Source organism: Zoogloea sp., assembly GCF_023150065.1.
In the GTDB taxonomy this organism is placed as follows: Bacteria; Pseudomonadota; Gammaproteobacteria; order Burkholderiales; family Rhodocyclaceae; genus Zoogloea.
Window position 1 is genome coordinate 1 of the sequence record NZ_JAKLLN010000139.1, and the last position, 656, is coordinate 656.

A 656-nucleotide genomic window follows, 5' to 3' on the forward strand; every position below is an offset into this window, starting at 1 on the left:
TCTGGTGGCGGCCATTGCTGACATTCCCGACGACATCTGCCCGGGCAATCCGCTCGGGGCCAGCATCGGCATCGCCAGCTACCCGCGGGACGGCTACGACCTCCACCAGCTCCTCAGCCAGGCCGACCGGGCCATGTACGCCGCCAAGCAGGCCGGCGGGAGCCGCTGGAAGCTGGCCTGAGCGAGCTTACTGCTGGGCCTCGCGGCGGATCTTCCAGTCGCTGCCGTCCTTCACCCATTCCAGGCGCTTGCGGCCGGCGTCGCTGTAGTTGCCCGACTGGTAGCGCTGCTCGAAGCTGACCACCACCACATTGCCTTCGAGCTTGAAGCTCGGGGCATCCACCTGCACGCGGATGTCGCCCTTCTTGTCGAGCTTCAGCCGACGGTCAGCCTCCCAGGCGCTGCGGGCACGCTTGTCGGCGGGCACGAAGTCGGCGCCGTAGAAAGCCAGATAGCGGTTGGCGTCCTTCGCTTCCCACGCCTGCCGCCAGGCCTCCAGACGGCTCGCGACGGCCTTGGTGGCATCGGCATCGACCGCTACCGGCTTCGCTGCCGGAGCCGGAGCGGGCGCAGGGGCCGGGGCAGCGACCGGCACCGCCTTCGGCGCACTCGCCACCACCGCAGGCGCGGGGGCAACGACCGCAGCCGGTGCCGGC

At 70.4% G+C, this 656-nt stretch carries 1 protein-coding gene and 1 pseudogene; one reads left to right on the plus strand and one right to left on the minus strand.

The annotated features are described in order from the left end of the window. A partial coding sequence (locus L6Q67_RS23900; RefSeq protein ID WP_296576117.1) for a diguanylate cyclase occupies positions 1-181 on the plus strand: 181 nt, incomplete at its 5' end. A 6-nt stretch (positions 182-187) separates the two neighbouring features. Here the strand turns inward: L6Q67_RS23900 and L6Q67_RS23905 are convergent. Next, positions 188-656: pseudogene (locus L6Q67_RS23905) on the minus strand (DUF4440 domain-containing protein); the annotation flags it as partial.